Consider the following 23746-nt stretch of genomic DNA (forward strand, 5'->3'; position numbering starts at 1 on the left):
CTCGCTCATGCGACCTGAAGGTCGCGTCGCTGCGGGCGGCCGGTCGGCCTTGCGGACCCTGCGGGTCCGAGGCCTGCCCCTCGGAGGCTGTTGCCTGGGAGGGAAGCGCTTATGGCACCCGAGGGCACCATAGACGCCAAAAGGGCCGCCCTTGCGGGTCAGCCCTGTTGACTTGTGAATGGGTCAACCCCGCTTCCACTGGTCGCAATGCCTGGCGACGACCTACTCTTCCAACGCTTGAGCGTTAGTACCATCAGCGCTGTCTGGTTTCACGGCCGAGTTCGAGATGGGATCGGGTGGGTCACAGACGCTATGGCCACCAAGCAATGGGACCAGTGGATGCGGGTTTCAAATCGATGCACACTCATGGGTATGAGTGGTTGAGGGCGTATCTGGCTGGAGTATTCTCCACCAACGTAGCCTGCAAAGGCAGGGCTGACGTTGATAGTGCAGACTCTCAAGCGCGATATGAACTATTAGGACCGGTTAGCTCCATACATTACTGCACTTCCACACCCGGCCTATCAACGTGATGGTCTATCACGGTTCAAAGATACCTAATCTCAAGGGAGGCTTCCCGCTTAGATGCTTTCAGCGGTTATCCCGTCCGTGCATAGCTACCCTGCGGCACCCTTGGCAGGATGACAGGTACACCAGAGGCACGTTCACCCCGGTCCTCTCGTACTAGGGGCAACTCCTTTCAAGTATCGACGCCCACGGCAGATAGGGACCAAACTGTCTCGCGACGTTCTGAACCCAGCTCACGTACCACTTTAATTGGCGAACAGCCAAACCCTTGGGACCTGCTCCAGCCCCAGGATGTGATGAGCCGACATCGAGGTGCCAAACGATTCCGTCGATATGAGCTCTTGGGAATCATCAGCCTGTTATCCCCGGCGTACCTTTTATCCGTTGAGCGATGGCCCTTCCACGAGGGACCACCGGATCACTATGACCGACTTTCGTCTCTGCTCGACTCGTCAGTCTCGCAGTCAGGCAGGCTTATGCCATTGCACTCTAACAGACGGTTTCCAACCGTCCTGAGCCTACCATCGCGCGCCTCCGTTACTCTTTAGGAGGCGACCGCCCCAGTCAAACTACCCGCCACAGAGGGTCCCAACACCGGATAACGGTGCGTGGTTAGACATCAGAAAACAGCAGGGTGGTATTTCACCTATGGCTCCACGACAGCTGGCGCCGTCGCTTCAAAGCCTCCCACCTATGCTACACAACTCTTTCCTAATGCCACTCTGAAGCTGCAGTAAAGGTGCACGGGGTCTTTCCGTCTAACCGCGGGTACTCCGCATCTTCACGGAGAATTCAATTTCGCTGAGCATATCCTGGAGACAGTGGGGAAGTCGTTACGCCATTCGTGCAGGTCGGAACTTACCCGACAAGGAATTTCGCTACCTTAGGACCGTTATAGTTACGGCCGCCGTTTACTCGGGCTTCAATTCGGAGCTTGCACTCCTCCTCTTAACCTTCGAGCACCGGGCAGGCGTCAGACCCTATACGTCGTCTTGAAGCCGACTTAGCAGAGTCCTGTGTTTTTGATAAACAGTCGCTACCCCCTGGCCTGTGCCCCCCACCAAAAGTTGCCTTAAGATGGGGCCTCCTTCTTCCGAAGGTACGGAGGCAATTTGCCGAGTTCCTTCAGGATACTTCTCTCAAGCGCCTTGGTATACTCTACCTGACCACCTGTGTCGGTTTCGGGTACGGTCTATACGGTGGGGCTATTTCCTGGAACCTCTTCACCGCCCCTCCAATCCAATAAGGAGGAACAATTTACGAGATCCGTCACACACCACCAGGCCCACGAATATTAACGTGGTTCCCATCGACTACCCCCTTCGGGCTCGTCTTAGGGGCCGGCTCACCCTACGCTGATTAGCATTGCGTAGGAACCCTTGGTCTTTCGGCGACAGGGTATCTCACCCTGTTAGTCGCTACTCATGTCAGCATTCGCACTTCCGATACGTCCAGAGTCGGTTACCCTTCTCCTTCACTCGCTTACGGAACGCTCCGCTACCGCTGCAGTAAACTGCAACCCTAAGCTTCGGTGCATATCTTTAGCCCCGTTACATCTTCGCCGCAGGAACCCTTATTTAGACCAGTGAGCTGTTACGCTTTCTTTAAAGGATGGCTGCTTCTAAGCCAACCTCCTGGTTGTTTTGGGATTCCCACATGCTTTCCCACTTAGATATGACTTGGGGACCTTAGCTGTAGGTTAGGGCTGTTTCCCTTTTGACGACGGACCTTAGCACCCGCCGTCTGTCTGCCAGACAAGACTCGATGGTATTCGGAGTTTGGTTAGGTTTGGTACCGCTCGCGCAGCCCTAGCCCATCCAGTGCTCTACCCCCATCGGCATACATCTGACGCTCTACCTCAATAGATTTCGCGGAGAACCAGCTATTTCCCGGCTTGATTGGCCTTTCACCCCTAAACACAAGTCATCCGAGCATTTTTCAACATGCAACGGTTCGATCCTCCAGTGCGTGTTACCGCACCTTCAATCTGCTCATGCCTAGATCGCCGGGTTTCGGGTCTAATCCAACATACTCAGTCGCCCTATTCAGACTCGCTTTCGCTTCGCCTACACCTAACGGCTTAAGCTCGCATGCTAGATTAAGTCACTGACCCATTATGCAAGAGGTACGCTGTCACCCCCTATGGGGCTCCAACTGCTTGTAAGCATCCGGTTTCAGGTACTGTTTCACTCCCCTAATCGGGGTGCTTTTCACCTTTCCCTCACGGTACTGTGTTCGCTATCGGTCATGTACGAGTATTTAGGCTTGGAGGGTGGTCCCCCCATGTTCAGACAGGATTACACGTGTCCCGCCCTACTCTGGTCCTTCTTCATCACTTTCGCATACGGGACTGTCACCCGCTATGGTCACACTTTCCAGAGTGTTCTGCTAGTTGAAAAGAAGGCACTGGCCTGGTCCCGGTTCGCTCGCCACTACTACGGGAATCTCTGTTGATGTCTTTTCCTCCGGGTACTGAGATGTTTCAGTTCCCCGGGTTCGCTTCACCAAGCCTATATATTCAGCTCGGTGATACCTTATCCACCTCGCCCGGCATCCCCGAAAGGATACTGGAAGAAATGGTGAAGGTGGGTTTCCCCATTCGGAAATCGCCGGATCAAAGTTTGCTCACAACTCCCCGACGCTTATCGCAGCGTGCCACGTCCTTCATCGCCTGTACATGCCAAGGCATCCACCAAATGCTCTTACCTCACGCTTGAGAATCCACACCATCAACGTCAGGCCTGCATAAAAGCCTGTACGCTTGAAGATGGTGGGAGAATTATCTCAGCCAGATAATCAATTTGATTGATTTGTGATGCATGATTGCCCGCCCAGGCCGAAGCCTGTTCGATACAATCCATGCGCCACGGCATCGATTTAAAAACCCATTCACAATGTCAAAGATCGGCGACGCTGACTAATCAGCACGATCGCCTGACCCGCTAGAAGCGGGATCCGGTTTCGTTTCATCTATCGGAACATGATGTACCTGGTGGAGCCTATCGGGATCGAACCGATGACCTGATGCTTGCAAAGCAACCGCTCTCCCAGCTGAGCTAAGGCCCCTTGAGGTAATGGTGGGCCTGAGAGGATTCGAACCTCTGACCTCACCCTTATCAGGGGTGCGCTCTAACCAACTGAGCTACAGGCCCACACCACTGCCGCCGGCGGCCATTCCCGAAGGAACAGGCTGCCGCGAGGGGCGTGAGCCGGCTCAGGCACACAGCACGCGAGAAGCGCGCTGTATTCCGATTGATGAAAGGACATGAGGACGACGGCAATGTTCTTTGGAAGACCGCGAAGCACTTCCGATGGCTAGCACCGGCGCTTTCGCAAGTATCCTTAGAAAGGAGGTGATCCAGCCGCAGGTTCCCCTACGGCTACCTTGTTACGACTTCACCCCAGTCGCTGAACCCACCGTGGTCAGCTGCCTCCTTGCGGTTAGCGCACTGCCTTCGGGTGAATCCAACTCCCATGGTGTGACGGGCGGTGTGTACAAGGCCTGGGAACGTATTCACCGCGGCATGCTGATCCGCGATTACTAGCGATTCCGCCTTCATGCCCTCGAGTTGCAGAGGACAATCCGAACTGAGACATCTTTTGGAGATTAGCGCATCCTTGCGGAATAGCTGCCCACTGTAGATGCCATTGTAGCACGTGTGTAGCCCAGCCTGTAAGGGCCATGAGGACTTGACGTCATCCCCACCTTCCTCCGGCTTATCACCGGCAGTTTCCTTAAAGTGCCCAACTTAATGATGGCAACTAAGGACGAGGGTTGCGCTCGTTGCGGGACTTAACCCAACATCTCACGACACGAGCTGACGACAGCCATGCAGCACCTGTCACTAGGTCCCCGAAGGGAAGAAATCTGTCTCCAGAAGTCGTCCTAGGATGTCAAAGGCTGGTAAGGTTCTGCGCGTTGCTTCGAATTAAACCACATGCTCCACCGCTTGTGCAGGCCCCCGTCAATTCCTTTGAGTTTTAATCTTGCGACCGTACTCCCCAGGCGGATAACTTAATGCGTTAGCTGCGCCACCCAAGTTCCATGAACCCGGACAGCTAGTTATCATCGTTTACGGCGTGGACTACCAGGGTATCTAATCCTGTTTGCTCCCCACGCTTTCGCACCTCAGCGTCAATACTTGTCCAGCGAGTCGCCTTCGCCACTGGTGTTCTTCCGAATATCTACGAATTTCACCTCTACACTCGGAATTCCACTCGCCTCTCCAAGATTCTAGCTTCCCAGTTTCAAGGGCAGTTCCGGGGTTGAGCCCCGGGATTTCACCCCTGACTTAAAAAGCCGCCTACGTGCGCTTTACGCCCAGTAATTCCGAACAACGCTAGCTCCCTCCGTATTACCGCGGCTGCTGGCACGGAGTTAGCCGGAGCTTATTCTCCCGATACTGTCATTATCATCTCGGGTAAAAGAGCTTTACAACCCTAAGGCCTTCATCACTCACGCGGCATTGCTGGATCAGGCTTTCGCCCATTGTCCAATATTCCCCACTGCTGCCTCCCGTAGGAGTCTGGGCCGTGTCTCAGTCCCAGTGTGGCTGATCATCCTCTCAGACCAGCTATGGATCGTCGCCTTGGTAGGCCTTTACCCCACCAACTAGCTAATCCAACGCGGGCCCATCCAAAGGCGATAAATCTTTGGTCCGAAGACATTATCCGGTATTAGCTCAAATTTCTCTGAGTTATTCCGAACCTAAGGGCAGGTTCCCACGCGTTACGCACCCGTGCGCCACTAGACCCGAAGGTCTCGTTCGACTTGCATGTGTTAGGCATGCCGCCAGCGTTCGTTCTGAGCCAGGATCAAACTCTCAAGTTGTGTCACACACCAATCAGGCATGGGGAAAACCCCATCCGCCAGACTGGCATGAGCTGCAAGGAGCCGATACCTGCACTGTCAAACGTAATGGATACGAATGAACATGCTTGCCATCCGGGCAGGCGTGGAGCCTGCGATCGGATGTGGCGATCGGCTTGAGTTAACCGGTTACCGGAGCCTTGAGGTCCCCGGACCGGGCGCCGTCGCCCACATGTCCCTTCATCAAAAACCAACGATGTCAAAGAGCCGCCAGACAGTAATAGCGGACAGCGCTTGGTTCCCCGATTTACACCGGGGGACCGGCTATCCGAATTTGTTGGCGACCGAAGCGTTGTTGCGGTGGCGGTGGAAGCCGTCAGCGCCGCGTCGGTGGAGCCCATCTATGAGCGCTTCCTGATTCGGTCAACGGCTTTTTGCAATTTTATTTCAGAGACGCGCAAGAACCGCAGAATTCCGCCGTTTTTTCCCTATTTCCGGCCCCAAACAAGCCCTCCGGAGAGGGTGAATCGCCCCCCTCGGACCGCCGAATCCGGGTGAATCGGGTCCTGAATCACCCCTTTTGTCACCCCATGTGGTCCGATGGATCGACGCTGCGGCCCGGAACTGTCCGCGAATCCCTCCATGGCGTGACCCCGACTCGCCCTCCCCGTGATTCGCCCCTGTTGGGTGCCGCGCCGCATGGTGATAGTGTCACGCGCGCCGGACCACAGCGTCCCGCCGCCCGGGAGAGATACCATGATCGCGCGATCCGTCCTTGCCGCTGCCCTGCTCGTGGGCGGCCTGCCCGCCTCAGCCGAGCCGGCAACCCCCACTCCGCTCCCGGCGCCTGCCACCCAAGGCATCGTCGATCCGGCGGCCGAGACCCTCGCGCTCGAACAGGAGCGCCACAGCCGCTTCACGCTTCCCGTGCTGGTCGAGGGCAACGGGCCGTTCGCCTTCCTGATCGACACCGGCAGCGAGGCGACCGCGATCACGCACGAGATCCGCGACCTCGCCAAACTCTCCCCTGCAGGCACGGCAACGCTGATCGGCATGGCGAGCCGCCGCCAGGTCGAGCTCGCCAATGTCCGGCGCATTACCTTTGGCACCAACAGCTACACCAACTTCGCCGCGCCCGTGCTCGAGCGCGCCAATGTCGGTGCGGACGGGATCATCGGGCTCGACGCGCTGCAGGATTACCGGGTGCTCATCGACTTCCGCAAGGCGACCATCAGTGTCGAGGACACCGCCACGAAGGAAGGCCGCGGGTTCGAGATCGTGGTGCGGGCGAAGAACCGGCTCGGCCAGCTGCTGATCACAGATGCGGAGGTCGAAGGCGTGCGCACCGCGGTCATCATCGACACCGGCGCGCAGGCGAGCCTCGGCAACCTTGCCCTGCGCGAACGCATCCGCGCCCGCCGCGCGCAATCGGTCGTCACCACCGACGTCAACGGCGTCGACATCATCGGCGAACTCGCCGTGGTGAACCGGCTCAGCATCGAAGGCCTGTCGCTGCGGGACGTGCCGCTGACCTTCGCCGATGCGCCCGCCTTCGAGGCGCTCGGGCTCAACGACCAGCCGGTGCTGTCGATCGGGATGCAGCATCTTGCCCTGTTCGACCGGGTCGCGATCGATTTCGACCGCAAGCGTATCGCCTTCGACGTCCCTGCCGACGTCGCCGCCGCCATGCGCGAGGCGCAGCGCGGCGGGGTCTCCCGCGCGCGCTTCTGACGCGCCCTAATCAGCGGCGCGCCTTGCGGTAAGGGCGTGCGAGGCCCACATCCCGGGCCATGCCGCCCGAAACCGCCCCTGCCGCCGACCCCGCCAATAAGAAGACTCGCGCGCGCGACGTCGAAGGCTGGCCGACGCTGAAGCGATTCCTGCCCTATCTCTGGCCCAGGGATAACCCGGGGCTTCGCGCCCGCATCGCCATCGCGATGGGGCTGGTGCTGGCGGGCAAGGCGGTCACGCTGGCGCTGCCCTTCGCCTACAAGGGCGCGGTCGATGCGATGAGCGGTACCGCGCGCGAGGGGGTGACGGTCGCGCTCGCGCTGGTCGCCGCCTATGCGCTGGGGCGCTTCACTTCGGTCGCCTTCGACAACCTGCGCAACATCGCCTTCGAGCGGGTCGGCCAGATCGCGACGCTGCACCTGGCCGAGGATGTGTTCCACCGCCTGCACCGCCTGAGCCTCAGGTTCCACCTCGCCCGGCGCACCGGCGAGGTCACCAAGATCATCGAGCGCGGGACCAAGAGCATCGACCAGATGCTCTATTTCCTCCTCTTCAATATCGCGCCGACCATCATCGAGCTGATCGCTGTGGGCGTGATCTTCTACCTCAATTTCGGGATCGAGCTGGTCGCGGCGACAGCGCTGACAGTGGTCGCCTATGTCTGGGTCACCCGCGCGATCACCGAATGGCGCACCAAGCTGCGGCGCGAGATGAACGATCTCGACGGCAAGGCGCTCTACCGCGCGGTGGATTCGCTGCTCAATTACGAGACGGTGAAATATTTCGGTGCCGAGCACCGCGAGGAGGCGCGCTACTCGCAGGCCGCGCGCGCCTATGCAGAGGCGGCAATCAGGTCCGAGAATTCGGTGGGCCTGCTCAACATGGCGCAAGGCGCGATCACCAATGCGCTGGTCGCGGGCGCGATGGCCTATACGGTGTGGGGGTGGAGCAAGGGCCAGCTTACCGTGGGCGATCTGGTGCTGGTGAACACCTACCTGATCCAGCTGTTCCGCCCATTGGACGTGCTCGGCTGGGTCTATCGCACCATCCGCCAGGGGCTCATCGACATGGCCGAGATGTTCCGCCTGATCGACACCGATATCGAGGTGAAGGACAAGCCGGGCGCGCCCGCGCTGATCATCCGCAAGCCGACGGTGGTCTTCGACAATGTCACCTTCGGCTATGATCCGGGCCGGACGATCTTGAACGGCCTCAGCTTCGAGGTGCCCGCCGGCTCGACCACGGCGATTGTCGGCCCCTCGGGTGCGGGCAAGAGCACCATCGGGCGGCTGCTGTTCCGCTTCTACGATCCGCTGTCGGGCCGCGTGCTGGTGGGGGGCGAGGATATCGCCACCGTCACGCAGGAAAGCGTGCGCGCGGCGATCGGCATCGTTCCGCAGGATTCGGTGCTGTTCAATGAGGACCTCGCCTACAATATCGCCTACGGGGCGGAGGGCGCGGATCAGGCCTTGGTCGAGCAGGCCGCGCGCGATGCCGCGCTCACCCCGCTGATCGACCGCCTGCCCGATCGCTTCGCCACGATGGTGGGCGAGCGCGGGTTGAAGCTCTCGGGCGGGGAGAAGCAGCGCGTCGCCATCGCCCGGACGCTGGTGAAGAACCCGCCGATCCTGCTGCTCGACGAGGCGACCAGCGCCTTGGACACCCGCACCGAGCAGGAGATCCTCGCCACGCTGCGCCGGATCGCTAAGGGCCGCACCACCATCGCCATCGCGCACCGGTTGTCGACCATCGCGGACGCGGACAACATCCTCGTGATGGACCACGGCCGTCTGGTCGAAAGCGGCGACCACACCGGGTTGATCGCGCGCGGCGGGCTCTATGCCGAGATGTGGAATCGCCAGGCGAGCGAGCGGCGCGAGGATGATCTGGCGGCCGAGGCGGCGGAGTAGGCGGCTCAGCCGGGGAAGCGGTCGAACTTCGGCAGCTCGTGCAGCGTTGCGACCCAGGCGGGCGCATCGGCCATCTGGATCAGCGCGACTGGAGGGAAGGCTTCGGGATCGTCGAGCGTTCCGATCTGGACGTCGACGATGCCCGGCAGCACATCCTCGTTGATATAATAGAGCCCCGTCCCGCAGGCGCCGCAGAAGTGCCGCTCGGTGCCGGGCGAGGAGCGGTAGATGGCGGGCTCCCCTGCGACCAGCCGGAAGGCCCCGCCCGGCACCGCCAGCCAGCCCACCCCGTGCGCGCCAGCACAGCGGCGGCAGTCCGCACAGTGGCACACCGAGGCGCGGGTCGGCGCGTCGTCGAATTCGTAGACGCAAGCGCCGCAGTGGCAGCGACCGGTGGGCATCGGGAGGCTCCTTCCTGTGCAGCGCTGCGTCCGGCGATCGGCCCGCTTGGCTTGGGGCTTGCGCGAAGCTAGGCTGTCTCTTGGGCGCGATCAATCGCCCGATGGCGCGGGGTCCGGCGATGGCCTTGCGCGCTCGGGGCGCCGGCACACAAGGGGAAGTTTGAGGATGCTTCGTTCCACTCTGATCGGCACGCTGCTTGCCGCCACCGCCATGCCACTCGCCGCGCAGGAAGCGCCCGCCGCGCCCGCGCCCGCCGTTCCGATCCCGGCCGCGCTCACGGCCGAGGACATGCCCGCCATCCCCCTCGCGCTGGTCGACGACGTGCGCCCCTATCTCGAAGCGCGCGGCGCGGGCTTCGCCGGCTGGGACCCCAAGACCCGCGCCGTCCTCATCAGCACCCGCTTCGCCAATGTCAGCCAGCTCCACCGCGTCGCCATGCCGCTCGGCGCGCGCACCCAGATCAGCTTCGAGGCCGAGACCGTGCGCGGCTCCTACGCCCCGGTGAAGGGCGACGTCATCGTCGTCTCCAAGGACAAGGGCGGTGACGAGTACTTCCAGCTCCACACCCTCAAGGACGGCCGCCTCACCCTGCTGACCGACGGCAAGAGCCGCAACGAGATCAACGCCTGGAGCGCCGACGGCAGCCTGATCGGCTTCAGCTCCACCCGCCGCAACGGCGTGGATGCCGACCTCTACGTCATGGACCCTCGCGACCCCGCCTCCTCGCGGATGGTGTGGGAAAGCAAGGGCGGCGGCTGGGCGATCGCGGCTTTCTCGGTCGACAACAAGACCGCCTATGTCGCCGACTACCGCTCGGTCGAGGATGTCGACCTCTACAGCCTCGACCTTGCCACCGGCGCGCTCGCGCCCATCGGCGATCCCAAGGCCAAGGTCAGCACCTCCGGCCTCGAGGTCGCGCCCGACGGCACCTTGTGGGTGACCACCGACCGCGACTCCGACTTCCAGCGCCTCGGCAAGCTCGATCCCAGGACCGGCGCCTTCACCCCCGTCACCAAGGAGGCCTGGGACGTCGACGGTTTCGACATCTCCGAAGACGGCAAGACCATCGTCTACGAGGTCAACGAGGCCGGCTCCGACCGGATGCGCCTGCTCGACGTCGCGACCGGCAAGGTCACCCCTGTCGACGCCCTCCCCGCCGGCCAGATCGGCGGCCTGCAGTTCGCACCCTGGGGCGAGATCGGCTTCTCCTTCTCCAGCGCCAAGAGCGCGGCGGACGTCTGGAGCCTCGACCCCAAGACCATGCAGCTCACCCGCTGGACCCAGTCCGAGACCGGCGGGCTCGACCCTTCGGTCAACGTCGAACCGCGCATCGTCAAGACGAAGAGCTTCGACGGGCTTGAGGTCTCGGGCCTGCTTTACCTGCCCGACCCCGCCAAGTTCCCGGGCAAGCGCCCGCTCATCGTCGACGTCCACGGCGGGCCCGAAGGCCAGAGCACCGCAGGCTTCATGGGCTCTGACAACTACTACCTCAACGAGCTCGGCGTCGGCGTCTTCTTCCCCAACGTGCGCGGCTCGACCGGCTACGGCAAGCGCTTCGTCAGCCTCGACAACGGCCCCTTCAAGCGCGAGGACTCGGTCAAGGACATGGCCGCCCTCATCGACGCCGTGCGCGCCGATCCAGCGGTCGATCCCGCCAAGATCGGCCTCACCGGCGGCTCATACGGCGGCTACATGTGCTATGCCGCCGCCGTCCAACTGAAGGACAAGCTCACCGCCACCACCTGCATCGTCGCGATCAGCAACTTCGTCTCCTTCCTCGAGAATACCAACCCCTACCGCCAGGACCTGCGCCGTGTGGAATACGGCGACGAGCGCGACCCCAAGCAGCGCGCCAAACTGACCGAGATCAGCCCGCTCACCCGCGTCGGCGAGATCACCAAGCCGATGTTCGTCATCACCGGCGCGAACGACCCGCGCGTGCCCAAGTCCGAAGCCGACCAGATGGTCGCCGCAATCCGCGCGAACGGCGGCGAGGCATGGCACCTCGTCGCGGCCGACGAAGGCCATGGCTTCCGCAAGAAGGCCAATGCCGACTACGCCTTCCTCGCGCAGCTGGTGTTCTGGAAGCGCTACCTGCTGGGCGAGTGAGCGCGTCTCGCCGGCCGTGTTGGAGACACATGAGACACTGTCCAGAGCCGGAAAACACCCCGCCCCGCCAGCGTCTGCAAAAGGCACGGTGAGGGCGGGATTCTGGCGCATGCAGGCACGCTGTCAGGCGCGGGGGGAGTAGGAAAGCGGGATTTGTCCAACAGCGAGCGCCTGCACATGGAGGCGCGCAAGAAGTCGGAAAAGTCCCGCGGCGTGGCCGCGCATCGGTTCACGCGAAGACGCGAAGATGTTACCCAAGGCGGCGGCCAGCGAGGCCCTCTTCGCGTCCTCGCGTGAGACGAAGAAGGCCGCTGCCGCAGCAGCGACGGGTCAGAACGTAAGCGGGCGGCGCTTGCCGAATTGCGGCGTCGAGGACGTGCCGTTGCGCGCCCTATCGAGCGCGGCCGCAATGCTCGCCAGATCGCCGTTCGGCCCGCCGATCAGCAGCTCGTTGATCGCGAACTTGCCGAAGACCCCGAAGGGGCCGGTTGCGTGGAAGGTGATGCTGTCGGCCGCCTCCTCGCCCTGCCCCGCGCCGACGCGGCTGATCTCGCTCCAGTCCGCGCGGTAGGACTTCACCATCCCGTGATAGACGAGGCCGGTCGGCAGGATCGTCACCAGCCGCGGCGCGGCGAGATAGCGCAAGCCGTGCGCCATCACGATCAGGCCCACCGGGACGAGGAAGAGACCCTCCACATAACTCTCGATGTGCAGGTAATAGCCAAACGCCGCCAGCGCCCCGCCGAATGCGAACAGGAAGGCAAGCGCCCCGCGCGAATAATGCACCACGAAGGGCTCGGGTGCGCCGGGATGGTTTGCTTGGGCCATATTACTGTCCGTCGTCATTGCTGCCTGTCTCAGGCCCGAGTTAACCCGGAGGAGGTTAAGTCGAGGTAAAATCGAGGCAATTTCCCGCTCTTCGATCTGTACCTGAACGCACGCACGCCAGCGGCCACGCACCGGACCCCGAGGCCGTCAGGCCGAGGAGCCCTCTCCAGCGGCCGCGTCCGTGCTCAGCGCTGCAAGCGCTCGCACGGCCTCCTCGCCCCGCGCCCACGGCACGAAGAGGTGATCGTGGTGGAACCCCGCGACGACATTGCAGGCGATTCCCCGCTCGGCGAGCGCGCCCGCGACCGCCGCGGTCAGCCCCACGCCGTCCAAGGCGGAGTGAACCATCAGGGTGATGCGCGCGAAATCCCCGGCGGGGTCGGGCAGGATCGCGGTGGTGCCCTCGTCCTCGCGGATGATCGCAAAGGCCTCATCCGGGGCGGCGCCATCCACCACCACGAAGGCCCAAGCCTGTGCGTCAAGCAGCGGGGCCATGCCCGCGAGCATTGCTTGCGTATCGGTGACCGGAACGCTTGCTCCCCCTCCCTTGAGGGAGGGGGTTGGGGGGTGGGTGTTCGACGCTTCTGGCGCAGAGCCCCCATCCCCAACCCCTTCCCCGAGGGGAAGGGGCTTTCTTGGGACACTACCGCTCAAAGGATATACTTCGAAAGGTCGGTGTTCCCCGCCAGCCCCGCCAGCCGCGCTTCCACGTAAGCGGCGTCGATGGTGATCGTCTCGCCCACGTGATCCTCGGCCTCGAAGCTGATGTCCTCGAGCAGCCGCTCCATCACCGTCTGCAAGCGCCGCGCGCCGATGTTCTCGACCGTGGCGTTCACCTGCGCGGCGATGGCGGCGATCGCGGGGATTGCGTCCTCGGCGAAGTCGAGCGTCACCTTTTCGGTCGCCAGCAGCGCGGTGTATTGCGCGACGAGATTGGCGCGGGTTTCGGAGAGGATCCGCACGAAATCCGCCTCGGTCAGCGCGCGCAGCTCGACCCGGATCGGCAGGCGGCCCTGCAATTCGGGGAGCATGTCGCTGGGCTTGGCCACGTGAAACGCACCGCTCGCGATGAACAGCACGTGGTCGGTCTTCATCGGGCCGTATTTGGTGGCGACCGTGGTGCCCTCGATCAGCGGCAGCAGGTCGCGCTGCACGCCCTCGCGCGACACCGAGCCGCCGCGCACATCGCTGACCGCGATCTTGTCGATCTCGTCGAGGAAGACGATCCCGTTGGTCTCGGCATTGAGGAGCGCCGCGCGCGCGACATCGTCCTGGTCGAGCCGCTTGTCGGCCTCTTCCTCGACCAGCTTGTCCCACGCATCGGGCACGCGCAGCTTCTGGCGGCGGGTGTTCTTTCGGCCGAGCGCCTTGCCCATCATGTCGGAGAGGTCGATCATCCCGATCTGCCCGCCCATCTGGCCCATGTCGAAGGGCGCGGCCGGGGTGTCGCGCACCTCGATCTCGACCTCGACATCGTTCATCGCGTTCTGGACGATCCGCTGGCGGAAGCTCTCGCGGGTGGCCTCGGAGGCATTGTCGCCGACCAGCGCGGTCAGCAGGCGGTCCATCGCGGCTTCGGACGCGGCTTCGCGCACCTTTTCGCGGCGGCGTTCCTTCTCGAGCCGGATGGCTTCCTCGACAAGGTCGCGGGCGATCTGTTCGACATCGCGGCCGACATAGCCGACTTCGGTGAACTTGGTCGCCTCGACCTTGATGAAGGGGGCCTCGGCGAGCTTCGCCAGCCGCCGGCTGATCTCGGTCTTGCCGCAGCCGGTGGGGCCAATCATCAGGATGTTCTTGGGCGTCACCTCGTCGCGCAGCTCGCTGCCGAGCCGCTGGCGGCGCCAGCGGTTGCGCAGCGCCACGGCGACCGCGCGCTTGGCCTCGGCCTGGCCGATGATGTGTTCGTCCAATGCGGCGACGATCGCCTTGGGGGTGAGGTTGTCCATGATCTTTCCGGAGAGGGGAGAGAAGGTCAGACGGCCTCGACCGTCAGATTGCCGTTGGTGAAGACGCAGATCTCGGCCGCGACGGCCATCGCCTTGCGCGCGATGGTCTCGGCGTCCTGCTCGTAATCCGCCAGCGCCCGCGCGGCGGCGAGCGCGAAGTTGCCGCCCGAGCCGATCGCGGCGATCTCGCCGATGGGCTCGAGCACATCGCCATTGCCGGTCAGCACAAGCAGCGTGTCCTTGTCGGCGACGATCATCAGCGCTTCGAGATTGCGCAGATACTTGTCGGTGCGCCAATCCTTGGCAAGCTCCACGCTCGCGCGCATCAGCTGGCCGGAATATTGCTCGAGCTTCTTCTCGAGCCGCTCGAACAGGGTGAAGGCATCGGCGGTCGCACCGGCGAAGCCCGCGATCACGCTGCCGTCGCCGATCCGGCGCACCTTGCGGGCGTTGGGCTTCATCACGGTGTTGCCCATCGACACCTGACCGTCCCCGGCGATGACGGTGGTGCCATTGCGGCGGACGCCGATGATGGTGGTGCCGTGCCATTGCACGAGACCGTGGGCGGAAGGGTCTGCTGTCATGCCCGCCAATATGGAGCGCGGGCGAAAGCGTTCAAGCGGGAGCCGCGTGCCGGCCTACTGGCCGTTGGGCCCGCCGCCTGCCGCACCGCCCGGAAGGCCTGCCCCGCCGACCTGGCCGATATTGCCGAACAGGTCCTCGAGGAAGGTCCGCTCGCGGCCCAGCACCGGGGTCTTGTCGCCATTCGGGTCGAGATAGACCACCTGGTCCACCCCGCTGCGCTTGACCTCGCTCACCCGGCCATTGGCATCGAAGGTCACCGCCAGCACCGCATGCTGGCGGATGCGCGGACGGTTGAAGGGGCGCTGGCCGGTAATAGACGAGACGTAGTACCACGTCGGCGTGCCGAACTGGCTGGTGAAGGTCGGGCGGCCCAATGTGCCTTCCACCGACTGGCGGTTGTCGATCTTCGGCTGGATCAGCGTGGTGAGCGTCGGATCCTCGATATAGCCGCGCGATTCGCGGATCGAGGCGCAGCCGGGCAGCAAAGCCGCCGCCAGCAGCACCGCCGCTGCGATCGGGGCCTTGTTCATCGCGCCTGCTTTCATCATTCGGATCAAACCTTGTCGTCCTGTCTCGCGGCGCGCCCACCCACGCACTTGCCCCTCACGCGAGGTGCTTTAAGGGGCTAGGCGTCCGCTTGCAATCAGCCTTATGGGAAAGCCGTGGGCGGGCGCGCTTGAACCCGTGTTGAACAGGCGGCCTTGAACGCATCCGCCACTCGTGCGTTAGCGTAAGCATGCGGTGGCTCCGTTTGCCCTGACCGATCCTGCCCGCCCCGTGAAAGGCTGCTAGAAAATGTCCTTCCTCTCCCGCCTGCTCGGCACCGCCCCGGACCCGCGCGAGGGCGTGCGCCCGCTGTGGCACCGCGTGATCGAGCTGGCGCGCGATTCTGTCTACTACACCGAATGCGGCGTAGCGGATTCGGTCGCGGGGCGTTTCGACATGATCTGCGCGGTCCTGAGCACCGTGATGGTGCGGATCGAGGCCTCGCAGCTGCGCGCCGAAAGTGCGCTGCTGGCCGAACTCTTCGTCGAGGACATGGACGGGCAGCTGCGCGAATTCGGCGTCAACGACGTGGTCGTGGGCAAGCGCATCGGCAAGCTGATGAGCGTGCTCGGCGGGCGGCTCGGGGCCTATCGCAGCGCGCTCAATGGGGGCGACCTCGAAAAGCTCACCGCCGCCATCTCGCGCAACGTGACCTTTGCCGCGGGCGCGGATGAAGCCAAAAGCGCACGCGCCGTCGCCGATCGGCTGATGAAGCTGTTCGAGCGGCTGGGGCGCTTTTCCGATGCCGAAATGCTGAAAGCGAGCGCGATCTGGTGAGCGGCGCGCTGCCCCCGTCCGAGCTCAGCCGGATGATCAAGGCCCGCCCGCTGCCGGCCGCGCCGGTGGTGATCGAGGCGACGCCGGAAGAGCGCGCCGCGCTCGCACTGCGCTTCGGGCTCGGCGCGGTCGATGCCCTGCGCGCCGAGGTGTCGCTCGAACAGCGCCCCCGCGCGATCCGCGCGACCGGGCGGCTCCAGGCGTCGATCCAGCAGCCCTGCGCGATCAGCGGCGAGGATTTCCCGGTGACGATCGACGAGCCCATCGACCTGCGCTTCGTCGACGAGGGGCAGCGCCCCGCCACCGAGGCCGAAGAGATCGAACTCGAAGCCGACGATTGCGACGAGATCGGCTTTTCGGGCGAAATGTTCGACCTCGGCGAGGCGGTGGCGCAGACCCTCGGCCTCGCGATCGACCCCTATGCCGAAGGGCCGAACGCCGACGCCGCGCGCAAGGCCGCGGGGATCGTGCAGGAGGGCGAACAGCTGGGGCCGCTCGCCGATCTGCTGGCGGGGCTGAAGAAGGGTTGAGCCCTGCAAGCCGGGGCGAGGCGGCCTCGTCGGGACGTTTTCAGCCGGGCTCCCGCCTACAAGCCTAATCCACCCGCGCGCGCGGGAAATGCTGGACGGCGGTCGGTATCTCCACCCAGGGGTGGCGCGATTCTTCCCACACCGACCGGATCGGTTGCATCATGTGCGGATCGTCGAACAGACCAATCGGCACGCCGGTGAGGGTAGGGTTCTTGGTGCCCCGCATATAAACCGTTGTGCCGCAGCGAGGGCAGAAGAACTGGCTGAAGGTGCCTCCGCTATCGGTCGGCCGGTCGAACTGCGTCGCATCGCCGGTGATCGCCACGTCCTCGTGCGGCCAGTATGCGGCTTCTCCGAAAGGCGAGCTCGAGCGCTTCTGGCACGCCCGGCAATGGCACGCGACCACCGCGATCGTTGGCCCGGGCACCACAGCCGCGAGCTGTCCGCACTGACACGATGCCTTCATTTGCGCGGCCCCCGCGTCAGAACGGAATGTCGTCGTCGAGATCGTCGTAGCCGCCGCCCGCAGGCGCGCCGCCGCCGCCGAAGCCGCCGCCCGACGAACCGCCGCCCTGATCCCAGCCGCCGCCGCCGCCCGAGCGCCCGCCGCCGTAGCTTCCGCCGCCACCGCCGCCACCCATGCCGCCGCCGCCCTGCGCGCCGTCAAGCATGGTGAGCGTGCCGCCGAGGCCCTGGATCACGATCTCGGTCGAATAGCGGTCCTGCCCGTTCTGGTCCTGCCACTTGCGGGTCTGGAGCTTGCCCTCAACGAAGACCTTGCTGCCCTTCTTGAGATAGCGCTCGACCACGCTGACGAGGCCTTCGGAGAAGATCGCGACGGTGTGCCACTCGGTCTTTTCCTTGCGCTCGCCGGTCTGGCGGTCCTTCCACGTCTCGGACGTGGCGATGCGCAGGTTGGCGACCTTGCCGCCGTTGTTGAAGGTGCGGATTTCCGGGTCGGCGCCCAGATTGCCGATCAGCATGACCTTGTTGAGCGAACCCGCCATCGAAATGTCCTTCCCGTCAATGTCTTGATCCCCGGCGCCGCAGGATGCGCCGCGAATCTGTCACAGGCAATAGGGAAGCGGCCCGCTCCGCGCGAGCCGTGGCTGAAGGTTAATCCACCAGTTCGGTCGGGTTTACCGCGCCGGGTAGCGCAGCCGCCCCAGAAACCGCGTCAGGCTCGGCAGTTCGCGGTCCTTGTTGAGGAACTGCGCCTTGACCTTCTCGAACTTCATCACCCCGTCGATCCGGCGGTCGAGGAAGGCGTAGGTGTCGGCCTTGCCCTCGCTGTCGTCGTTGACGAACACCGCGAGCGTCGCGCTGTAGATGCCCGCCAGAATGGCGCGCTTGGTGTAGTGGTTGTAATCCGTGGCCGTATCGCCCGCGAGCCGCCACATGATGTCGGCCGAATGCCAACCGAGCCTCAAGGCGCGGGCCGCGTTCTGCGGCTGCGCCATCACCGCCAGCGCGCGGCGCACCGCCTCGTCGATATGCGCGACCGCTTCCAGCCGGAAAGCGACCAGCGTGCGGATGCGCTCGCGGATCTTGAGGGTGGCGAGGCGTTCGGCGGGCCATTCGGCCTCCATTGCCTGATCGACCGAAGCGATCCACGCCGCGATCATGTCCATCGGCTTCGCGCCCGGGAACGCGAGCCGGGCCACGTCCACATCGGCCCCCGCCATCTCGGCGGCGGCGATCAGGGCGGTCTCGTTCCAGCCATCGAAGATGGCCGAGGCGGCGATATCGGGCGCGAGCGCGATGCGCAGCTCGTCGAGGGTCAGGTCTGCAAAATCGGTCATGTCAGAAAGAAGGCCCGTATTCTTTCTTGGTTCCCGCAGCGGCGCGTTTGGCGTCGGCATCGGCGAAGACCTGCTTGAGAATGTCGTTCCCGTTCATCAGCTCCATGTAGTTGCGCGCCGAGCGGCCCGAATTGTCGTTGCGATCCGGGTCCGCACCCTTTTCGAGCAGCAGCCGCGCCAATTCGACATTGCGCGCATGGACCGCGGTGATCAGCGGGGTCTCGCCGGTCTGGTCGGCGATGTCGATGCTCGCCCCGCCCTTGATCAGCGCGGCGACGCCATCGTTGAAACCGAGCGCGGTCGCCAGCTGGAGCGGGGTTGCGCCCTTCTTGTTGCGCAGATTGGGATCGGCCCCCTTCTGGAGCAGGAAGCGCACCCACAACGTGTCCGAGCGCGCGACCGCGATGTGCAGGCCGGTATCGCCGCTTGTGATGTCGCGGGTGTTGACGACCTGGGTGCCGGGCTTCGAGAGCATCTCGGTCGCCTTGTCCCCGTCGCTCTCCTTGACCGCTTCGAGGAACTGGTAGCCTTCGGACTGGAACTGCGCGGCAGCGGGCAGGGCGAGCGCAAAGGCACTGGCAATCGCTCCGATCCGCCCTAACTTGCGCAAAACACCATGAGCCACGGTTTGATCCTTTCGCATTACCTGCCACACCTTGCCATGTGGGACGGCGCGGGCGGGCATGGCCGCAGCGCCTTTCTCGAAAAGCCAGTTAGCAGAGCATGAACCGCATCAACAAGCCTTCCGCCATCGCTTCCCTCGCAATCGCGCTGTCGCTGGCGCTCGCCGGGTGCGGGAGCGCGGACGCCCCGGCGGGCGAGCCTCCGCTGGCGGGCGCGGCGATCGGCGGGGATTTCACGCTGACGAACAGCAAGGGCCGGGCGGTGCGCTGGGGCGATTTCGCGGGCAAGTACCGCATCGTCTATTTCGGCTACACCTTCTGCCCCGATGTCTGCCCGACCGACATGCAGCGCGTGGCGCAGGGATTGAAGGAGCTGGAGGCGAGCGATCCGGCCAAGGCGGGCAAAATCGTCCCCATCTTCATCACCGTCGATCCGGCGCGCGACAATGAGGCCGTGGTGGGCGAATTCGCCGCCGCCTTCTCGCCCGATATTATCGGCCTGACCGGCACGCCCGAGCAGATCGACGCCGCGGCCAAGGCCTTCAAGGTGTTCTACGCCAAGGGCGAGGCCCAGCCGGGCGGGGGCTATCTCGTCGACCATTCGAACGTCGTCTACCTGTTCGGCCCCGACGGCGCGCCGATCGCCACGCTCCCGACCGACCAGGGCGGCAAGGCGGTCGCGGCGGAACTCGCGCGATGGGTGAACTGAGGGAGCGCTTCTGGGAGCTGCCGCTGGGCGAGCTCACAAGGCCCGAATGGGAAGCGCTGTGCGACGGCTGCGGGCGCTGCTGCCTCCACAAGCTGGAAGACGAAGACACCGGCGAGGTGGTCGACACCAACATCGCTTGCCGCCTGCTCGATACGAAGACCGCGCAGTGCTCGGACTATCGCAACCGCAAGGCTTTCGTCCCCGATTGCCTGCGGCTGACCTTGCGGATCGTCGAGCAGGTGAGCTGGCTCCCGCAGACCTGCGCCTACCGCCTGCGTGCCGACGGGCGCCCGCTGCCGGGCTGGCACTACCTCATCTCGGGCGACCGCGAGGCGGTGCGCCGCGCCGGGGTCTCGATCATCGGCAGGGTGGTGAGCGAGGTCGATGCGGGGCCGATCGAGCATCACATCACCGAATGGCCCGCCGCCCGGCGCGATTGGGGGGCGGAGGCATGATCGACTGGCTGCGCGGCGCCTCGGCACGCCATCCGCTCGATCCGCTGATCGACATCGGCGGGCGGCAGGTGCCGATTGTCCTCAAACGCATGAAGACTGCGCGGCGGCTCACGCTGCGGCTCGCGCCCGATGGCTCGGAGGTGCGCATTACCCTGCCCGCCTGGGCCGAGGGGCGCGAGGCGATTGCCTTTGCCCATGCGCGCGCGGGATGGCTCAGCGAGCAGATGGCGCGCGTGCCCAGGCGCGCCGCGCCCGAGCCGGGAGGCGAGGTGCTCTACCGCGGCGCGCGGCTGCGGCTGGCATGGGACCCGCGCGCGTCGCGCACGCCGGTGGTCGAAGGCGATTGCCTGCGCATTGGCGGGCCGCAAGCGGGGATCGAGGCGCGCCTCAAGCGCTGGCTCGAGCGCGAGGCGCTGCGCCTCGCCGAGGCCGACATGCACGACTATTGCGCCGCCGCCGGCCTCGCGCCGGTCGCCATCGGGCTGACGCGGGCCCAGCGCCGCTGGGGCTCGTGCTCGGACCGGCAGCGCATCCGCATCAACTGGCGGCTGGTGCAGGCACCCGACCGGGTGCGCCGCTCGGTGGTGGCGCACGAGGTCGCGCACCTCGTCCACTTCGACCACTCGCCCGCCTTCCACGCCCTGCTGCGGCAAATCTTCGAGGGCGAGATCGCCGATGCGGACCGCTGGCTGAAGGACCACGGCCGCGGGCTCTACGCGAGCTTCGGGTAGGCCCGCCTCAGCCCCCTTCCCCCATTCTCTCCAGCGCCCTATATTGGCGCGATGCGCATCCTCCCCTCCCGCTTCAATCCCACCGGCGGCATCGCCGATTTCTGGAACGAGATCCGCCGGCCCCAGCCCTATCGCTGGCCGATCCTGTTCGTCTCGATCCTGCCGGCCGCCCTGATGATCTGGTGGGGCGTCAACAGCACCCAGTATGGCGAACCCGAGCGGCCGACCATCGAATACATTACCACCTACGCCGACGGGCGCAGCGATGCCGAGATCATGGCCGAGAACCGCGCCAATCAGGAGATCAAGGACCTGCGCGCGGCCGAGGAAGAGCGCATCGCTGAGCAGAAGCGCGAGATCTACAAGCAGCTCGGCCGGGCATCGGGCCTGGATGTCGAGGAAATCGAGCGCAAGGCCAAAGCCGAGCGTGCGGCCGAGGAGGCCGCCGCCGCAAAGCGCCGCGCCGAGATCGAGGCCAGGGCCAAGGCGGCAGCCAGCGAAAGCGCCGGGCAATAGCCGCCAGCCAGCCGCCTTCCGATCACGACTGGATGGCCGCCGCCGCGCGGCTGGCGGCGCGCGCGCGTCCGCTCAGCCGCCCCAATCCGGGCGTCGCCGCGCTGGTGGTCGCCGAGGGCCGCGTGATCGCGCGCGGCTGGACGCAAGTCGGAGGCCGCCCCCATGCCGAAGCGGTGGCGCTCGCCGGCCTTGCACCCGAAACACTGGCCCGCGCCACGCTCTACGTGACGCTCGAGCCCTGCGCCCACCAGTCGGAGCGCGGCCCCGCCTGCGCCGACCTGATCCTTGCCGCGAGGCCCGCGCGCGTGGTCATTGGCCAGCTGGACCCCGACCCGCGCACCGCCGGGCAGAGCATGGCGCGGCTCTCAGCGGCGGGGATCGCGGTGACGGTGCTCGGCGATCCCGCCTCTGCCGCCAGCCTAGCGGGCTTCCTCACCCGCCAACACCTCGCCCGCCCGTGGGTGACCCTGAAGCTCGCGACTTCACTCGACGGCTGCATCGCGCTCGCCGATGGCACCAGCCGGTGGATCACCGGCGAGGCCGCGCGCGCCCATGTCCATGCCCAGCGGGCGCGCCATGACGCGATCCTCGTGGGCGGCGGGACCTGGCGGGCGGACAGGCCGCGGCTCGACGTGCGCTTGCCGGGGCTGGAGGCACGCTCGCCGCGCCGCGTGGTGCTGACCCGAGGGCCTGCGCCCGAGGGCACCACCGCCCTCTCCGCGCCCGAGGCCATCGGCGCCCTCGAAGGCGTGAACTATCTCTATGTCGAAGGCGGGGCGCAGACCGCCGCGGCCTTCCTCGCCGCCGACCTCGTCGACGAGTTCCACTTCTACACCGCCCCGATCCTGATCGGCGAGGGCCTGCGCGCGCTCGGCCCGCTGGGCCTCGCGGAACTCGGCGGGGCGCATGGCCGCTGGGCCCTCGGCGAACGCCGCCAGCTTGGCAGCGACGCCTTCGCGGCCTATCTGCGCACCCGATAGCTCTCGCAAGGAAACGCCCCCCATGTTTACCGGCATCGTCACCGCCATCGGCACCATCGCCGCCGCCGAGCAGCGCGGCGACCTGCGGCTGCGCATCACCGCCCCGCTCGATCCGGCGCGGATCGACATCGGCGCTTCGATCGCGTGCTCGGGCGTGTGCCTCACCGTGGTCGAGCGCGGCGGCACGGCGGGCGATGCATGGTTCGACGTCGACCTCTCGGGCGAGACCGTCAGCCGCACCGTACCGGGGATGTGGGCGGCGGGCGCGCAGCTCAACATCGAGCCCTCGCTGCGGCTCGGCGACGAGCTCGGCGGGCACATCGTCACCGGCCATGTCGATTCGGTCGGCGAGGTGGTGAAGGTCTCTCAGGATGGCGACAGCTGGCACATCGCGATCCGCGCCCGCGCCGAGATGGCGCCCTTCATCGCCGAGAAGGGCTCGATCACGGTCAACGGCGTCTCGCTCACGGTCAACGACGTGCGCGACCGGCCCGACGGCACCTGCGATTTCCTGCTCAACATCATCCCCCACACCGCCGCGGTAACGACGCTGGGTGCGCTGAAAGAGGGGGACGCGGTCAACCTCGAGATTGACGTGCTCGCGCGCTACTTGAAGCGCATGCAGAACCTCGCCGCGGCGCGGTGAGGTGCTGCGGGCGGGGGCAATCGCGGGCGTGGCTCTGATGCTCGCCGCCTGTGAGGGCGCAGCGCCCGCCCCCGAAGGAACCCCCGCCGTGACCGACACCGCCGCAGTCAATCCGGTCGTCCACTTCGAGATCCCCGTCACCGACATGGACCGCGCGATCCGCTTCTACGAGGCGGTCTTCGCGGTCAAACTCGAGCGCCGCGAGACCGATGGCTACGACATGGCCTTCTTTCCCCGCGCCGACGGTCGCCCCGGCGCAAGCGGCGCGCTGGCGAAGGGGGACGTCTACAAGCCCACCAGAGACGGCGCGATCCTGTACTTCGATGTGCCGGATATCCACGCCGTGATCGCGCGGGCCGAGGCGGCGGGCGGCGCGGTGCTCTACCCCAAGAAGGACATCGGCGCGGCCGGCTTCGTCGCCGAGATCGCCGACAGCGAGGGTAATCGCATCGCCTTGTCGCAGGCGGCAGAGTGAGGCGAGGGCAGCCTTTGCCTCATCCCGGCCGAAACCGGACATTCGGCTTACGTTTAGAGTTTCGGACGCCGATAGGCGTCGGAAAGTCGACGGTGCCCGAACCC

22 protein-coding genes, 2 tRNA genes and 3 rRNA genes are annotated in these 23746 nt (G+C 65.1%); 12 read left to right on the plus strand and 15 right to left on the minus strand.

The genetic code is table 11. The features are described 5' to 3' along the window. Positions 1-209: 209 nt before the first annotated feature. The 5 genes from rrf to AX708_RS19275 all read right to left on the minus strand — a co-directional run bounded on the left by rrf (position 210) and on the right by AX708_RS19275 (position 5359). Positions 210-324: ribosomal RNA gene (gene rrf, locus AX708_RS19255) — 5S ribosomal RNA — on the minus strand. A gap of 132 nt (positions 325-456) precedes the next feature. After that, a 23S ribosomal RNA gene (locus tag AX708_RS19260) occupies positions 457-3244 on the minus strand. Positions 3245-3518: 274 nt separating this feature from the next. Beyond that, positions 3519-3594 (minus strand) — tRNA-Ala (locus AX708_RS19265). A 9-nt stretch (positions 3595-3603) separates the two neighbouring features. Beyond that, positions 3604-3680 (minus strand) — tRNA-Ile (locus AX708_RS19270). 194 nt (positions 3681-3874) lie between these two features. Next, a 16S ribosomal RNA gene (locus AX708_RS19275) occupies positions 3875-5359 on the minus strand. Together the 16S, 23S and 5S rRNA genes with 2 tRNA genes alongside form the textbook arrangement of a ribosomal RNA operon. Positions 5360-6094: 735 nt before the next feature. Here AX708_RS19275 and AX708_RS19280 point away from each other — a divergent pair. Beyond that, on the plus strand, positions 6095-7069 hold the full coding sequence (locus AX708_RS19280; protein ID WP_067490691.1) for a retroviral-like aspartic protease family protein: 975 nt from the start codon (positions 6095-6097) through the stop codon (positions 7067-7069). A gap of 59 nt (positions 7070-7128) precedes the next feature. After that, positions 7129-8979, plus strand: a complete 1851-nt coding sequence (locus tag AX708_RS19285) for an ABC transporter ATP-binding protein/permease (protein WP_067490693.1) — start codon at positions 7129-7131, stop codon at positions 8977-8979. A gap of 5 nt (positions 8980-8984) precedes the next feature. Here the strand turns inward: AX708_RS19285 and AX708_RS19290 are convergent, their stop codons facing one another. Further along, entirely contained in the window at positions 8985-9380 is a 396-nt protein-coding gene (locus AX708_RS19290) for a GFA family protein (RefSeq protein WP_067490696.1), read from the minus strand. Between the two features lie 166 nt (positions 9381-9546). Here AX708_RS19290 and AX708_RS19295 point away from each other — a divergent pair, with 166 nt between their 5' ends. Next, positions 9547-11490, plus strand: a complete 1944-nt coding sequence (locus tag AX708_RS19295; protein ID WP_067490699.1) for a prolyl oligopeptidase family serine peptidase — start codon at positions 9547-9549, stop codon at positions 11488-11490. 330 nt (positions 11491-11820) lie between these two features. Here AX708_RS19295 and AX708_RS19300 read toward each other — a convergent pair whose 3' ends face one another. The 5 genes from AX708_RS19300 to AX708_RS19320 all read right to left on the minus strand — a co-directional run bounded on the left by AX708_RS19300 (position 11821) and on the right by AX708_RS19320 (position 15400). Continuing rightward, positions 11821-12318, minus strand: a complete 498-nt coding sequence (locus AX708_RS19300) for a hypothetical protein (protein WP_067490702.1) — start codon at positions 12316-12318, stop codon at positions 11821-11823. Between the two features lie 147 nt (positions 12319-12465). Beyond that, positions 12466-12813 (minus strand): ACT domain-containing protein, encoded by a 348-nt coding sequence (locus AX708_RS19305; protein WP_233999682.1) that lies wholly within the window; start codon positions 12811-12813, stop codon positions 12466-12468. 155 nt (positions 12814-12968) lie between these two features. Continuing rightward, positions 12969-14270 carry an ATP-dependent protease ATPase subunit HslU gene (hslU, locus tag AX708_RS19310; RefSeq protein ID WP_067490750.1) on the minus strand — a complete coding sequence of 434 codons (1302 nt, stop codon included), beginning with the start codon at positions 14268-14270 and terminating at the stop codon, positions 12969-12971. Positions 14271-14293: 23 nt separating this feature from the next. Further along, entirely contained in the window at positions 14294-14851 is a 558-nt protein-coding gene (gene hslV / locus AX708_RS19315) for an ATP-dependent protease subunit HslV (protein ID WP_067490708.1), read from the minus strand. Positions 14852-14905: 54 nt separating this feature from the next. Beyond that, positions 14906-15400 (minus strand): outer membrane protein assembly factor BamE, encoded by a 495-nt coding sequence (locus AX708_RS19320; RefSeq protein ID WP_067490711.1) that lies wholly within the window; start codon positions 15398-15400, stop codon positions 14906-14908. A gap of 247 nt (positions 15401-15647) precedes the next feature. Here AX708_RS19320 and AX708_RS19325 point away from each other — a divergent pair, with 247 nt between their 5' ends. Both AX708_RS19325 and AX708_RS19330 read left to right on the plus strand, forming a co-directional pair. Further along, on the plus strand, positions 15648-16175 hold the full coding sequence (locus AX708_RS19325) for a ubiquinol-cytochrome C chaperone family protein (protein WP_067490715.1): 528 nt from the start codon (positions 15648-15650) through the stop codon (positions 16173-16175). Then, the gene (locus AX708_RS19330; protein WP_067490718.1) at positions 16172-16705 is read left to right on the plus strand and encodes a DUF177 domain-containing protein; all 534 of its coding nucleotides are present in this window, start codon (positions 16172-16174) and stop codon (positions 16703-16705) included. Before AX708_RS19325 ends, AX708_RS19330 begins: the two co-directional genes overlap by 4 nt. Before the next feature lie 64 nt (positions 16706-16769). Here the strand turns inward: AX708_RS19330 and AX708_RS19335 are convergent, their stop codons facing one another. From AX708_RS19335 to AX708_RS19350, 4 genes are all read right to left on the minus strand, one after another. Next, a complete protein-coding gene (locus AX708_RS19335; protein WP_067490721.1) occupies positions 16770-17171 on the minus strand; it encodes a GFA family protein in 402 nt (133 codons plus the stop codon). A gap of 16 nt (positions 17172-17187) precedes the next feature. Then, a complete protein-coding gene (gene ssb / locus AX708_RS19340) occupies positions 17188-17712 on the minus strand; it encodes a single-stranded DNA-binding protein (protein WP_067490724.1) in 525 nt (174 codons plus the stop codon). A gap of 132 nt (positions 17713-17844) precedes the next feature. After that, positions 17845-18507: a COQ9 family protein gene (locus AX708_RS19345; protein WP_067490727.1), complete on the minus strand. Its 663-nt coding sequence runs from the start codon at positions 18505-18507 to the stop codon at positions 17845-17847. Between the two features lies 1 nt (position 18508). Continuing rightward, positions 18509-19132: an ankyrin repeat domain-containing protein gene (locus AX708_RS19350; protein ID WP_233999683.1), complete on the minus strand. Its 624-nt coding sequence runs from the start codon at positions 19130-19132 to the stop codon at positions 18509-18511. 98 nt (positions 19133-19230) lie between these two features. Here AX708_RS19350 and AX708_RS19355 point away from each other — a divergent pair, with 98 nt between their 5' ends. From AX708_RS19355 to AX708_RS19385, 7 genes are all read left to right on the plus strand, one after another. After that, the gene (locus AX708_RS19355) at positions 19231-19839 is read left to right on the plus strand and encodes an SCO family protein (protein ID WP_067490730.1); all 609 of its coding nucleotides are present in this window, start codon (positions 19231-19233) and stop codon (positions 19837-19839) included. Beyond that, positions 19827-20294 carry a YcgN family cysteine cluster protein gene (locus tag AX708_RS19360; RefSeq protein WP_067490733.1) on the plus strand — a complete coding sequence of 156 codons (468 nt, stop codon included), beginning with the start codon at positions 19827-19829 and terminating at the stop codon, positions 20292-20294. The genes AX708_RS19355 and AX708_RS19360 overlap by 13 nt, the downstream gene beginning before the upstream one ends. Next, positions 20291-21025: a M48 family metallopeptidase gene (locus AX708_RS19365; RefSeq protein WP_067490737.1), complete on the plus strand. Its 735-nt coding sequence runs from the start codon at positions 20291-20293 to the stop codon at positions 21023-21025. The genes AX708_RS19360 and AX708_RS19365 overlap by 4 nt, the downstream gene beginning before the upstream one ends. Before the next feature lie 51 nt (positions 21026-21076). Beyond that, on the plus strand, positions 21077-21541 hold the full coding sequence (locus AX708_RS19370) for a hypothetical protein (RefSeq protein WP_067490740.1): 465 nt from the start codon (positions 21077-21079) through the stop codon (positions 21539-21541). After that, complete coding sequence (gene ribD, locus AX708_RS19375) at positions 21538-22521, plus strand: bifunctional diaminohydroxyphosphoribosylaminopyrimidine deaminase/5-amino-6-(5-phosphoribosylamino)uracil reductase RibD (protein ID WP_369815656.1); 984 nt, start codon at positions 21538-21540, stop codon at positions 22519-22521. Before AX708_RS19370 ends, ribD begins: the two co-directional genes overlap by 4 nt. Before the next feature lie 22 nt (positions 22522-22543). Continuing rightward, positions 22544-23167 carry a riboflavin synthase gene (locus AX708_RS19380; RefSeq protein ID WP_067490747.1) on the plus strand — a complete coding sequence of 208 codons (624 nt, stop codon included), beginning with the start codon at positions 22544-22546 and terminating at the stop codon, positions 23165-23167. Between the two features lie 88 nt (positions 23168-23255). After that, complete coding sequence (locus AX708_RS19385) at positions 23256-23642, plus strand: VOC family protein (protein ID WP_197426437.1); 387 nt, start codon at positions 23256-23258, stop codon at positions 23640-23642. Positions 23643-23746 lie beyond the last annotated feature (104 nt).

It is taken from the genome of Erythrobacter sp. CCH5-A1 (assembly GCF_001557115.1).
Lineage (GTDB): Bacteria > Pseudomonadota > Alphaproteobacteria > Sphingomonadales > Sphingomonadaceae > Erythrobacter.

Excerpts from the sequence above, each read along its gene's own strand:
- AX708_RS19380 (WP_067490747.1), top strand. The coding sequence starts at position 22,544 with ATGTTTACCGGCATCGTCACCGCCATCGGCACCATCGCCGCCGCCGAG.
- AX708_RS19335 (WP_067490721.1), bottom strand. The coding sequence starts at position 17,171 with ATGAAGGCATCGTGTCAGTGCGGACAGCTCGCGGCTGTGGTGCCCGGG.
- hslV (WP_067490708.1), bottom strand. The coding sequence starts at position 14,851 with ATGACAGCAGACCCTTCCGCCCACGGTCTCGTGCAATGGCACGGCACC.
- AX708_RS19295 (WP_067490699.1), top strand. The coding sequence starts at position 9,547 with ATGCTTCGTTCCACTCTGATCGGCACGCTGCTTGCCGCCACCGCCATG.
- AX708_RS19345 (WP_067490727.1), bottom strand. The coding sequence starts at position 18,507 with ATGACCGATTTTGCAGACCTGACCCTCGACGAGCTGCGCATCGCGCTC.
- AX708_RS19360 (WP_067490733.1), top strand. The coding sequence starts at position 19,827 with ATGGGTGAACTGAGGGAGCGCTTCTGGGAGCTGCCGCTGGGCGAGCTC.
- AX708_RS19355 (WP_067490730.1), top strand. The coding sequence starts at position 19,231 with ATGAACCGCATCAACAAGCCTTCCGCCATCGCTTCCCTCGCAATCGCG.
- AX708_RS19300 (WP_067490702.1), bottom strand. The coding sequence starts at position 12,318 with ATGGCCCAAGCAAACCATCCCGGCGCACCCGAGCCCTTCGTGGTGCAT.
- AX708_RS19285 (WP_067490693.1), top strand. The coding sequence starts at position 7,129 with ATGCCGCCCGAAACCGCCCCTGCCGCCGACCCCGCCAATAAGAAGACT.
- AX708_RS19370 (WP_067490740.1), top strand. The coding sequence starts at position 21,077 with ATGCGCATCCTCCCCTCCCGCTTCAATCCCACCGGCGGCATCGCCGAT.
- AX708_RS19305 (WP_233999682.1), bottom strand. The coding sequence starts at position 12,813 with ATGGCCCCGCTGCTTGACGCACAGGCTTGGGCCTTCGTGGTGGTGGAT.
- ssb (WP_067490724.1), bottom strand. The coding sequence starts at position 17,712 with ATGGCGGGTTCGCTCAACAAGGTCATGCTGATCGGCAATCTGGGCGCC.
- AX708_RS19325 (WP_067490715.1), top strand. The coding sequence starts at position 15,648 with ATGTCCTTCCTCTCCCGCCTGCTCGGCACCGCCCCGGACCCGCGCGAG.
- AX708_RS19320 (WP_067490711.1), bottom strand. The coding sequence starts at position 15,400 with ATGATGAAAGCAGGCGCGATGAACAAGGCCCCGATCGCAGCGGCGGTG.
- AX708_RS19365 (WP_067490737.1), top strand. The coding sequence starts at position 20,291 with ATGATCGACTGGCTGCGCGGCGCCTCGGCACGCCATCCGCTCGATCCG.
- AX708_RS19290 (WP_067490696.1), bottom strand. The coding sequence starts at position 9,380 with ATGCCCACCGGTCGCTGCCACTGCGGCGCTTGCGTCTACGAATTCGAC.
- AX708_RS19280 (WP_067490691.1), top strand. The coding sequence starts at position 6,095 with ATGATCGCGCGATCCGTCCTTGCCGCTGCCCTGCTCGTGGGCGGCCTG.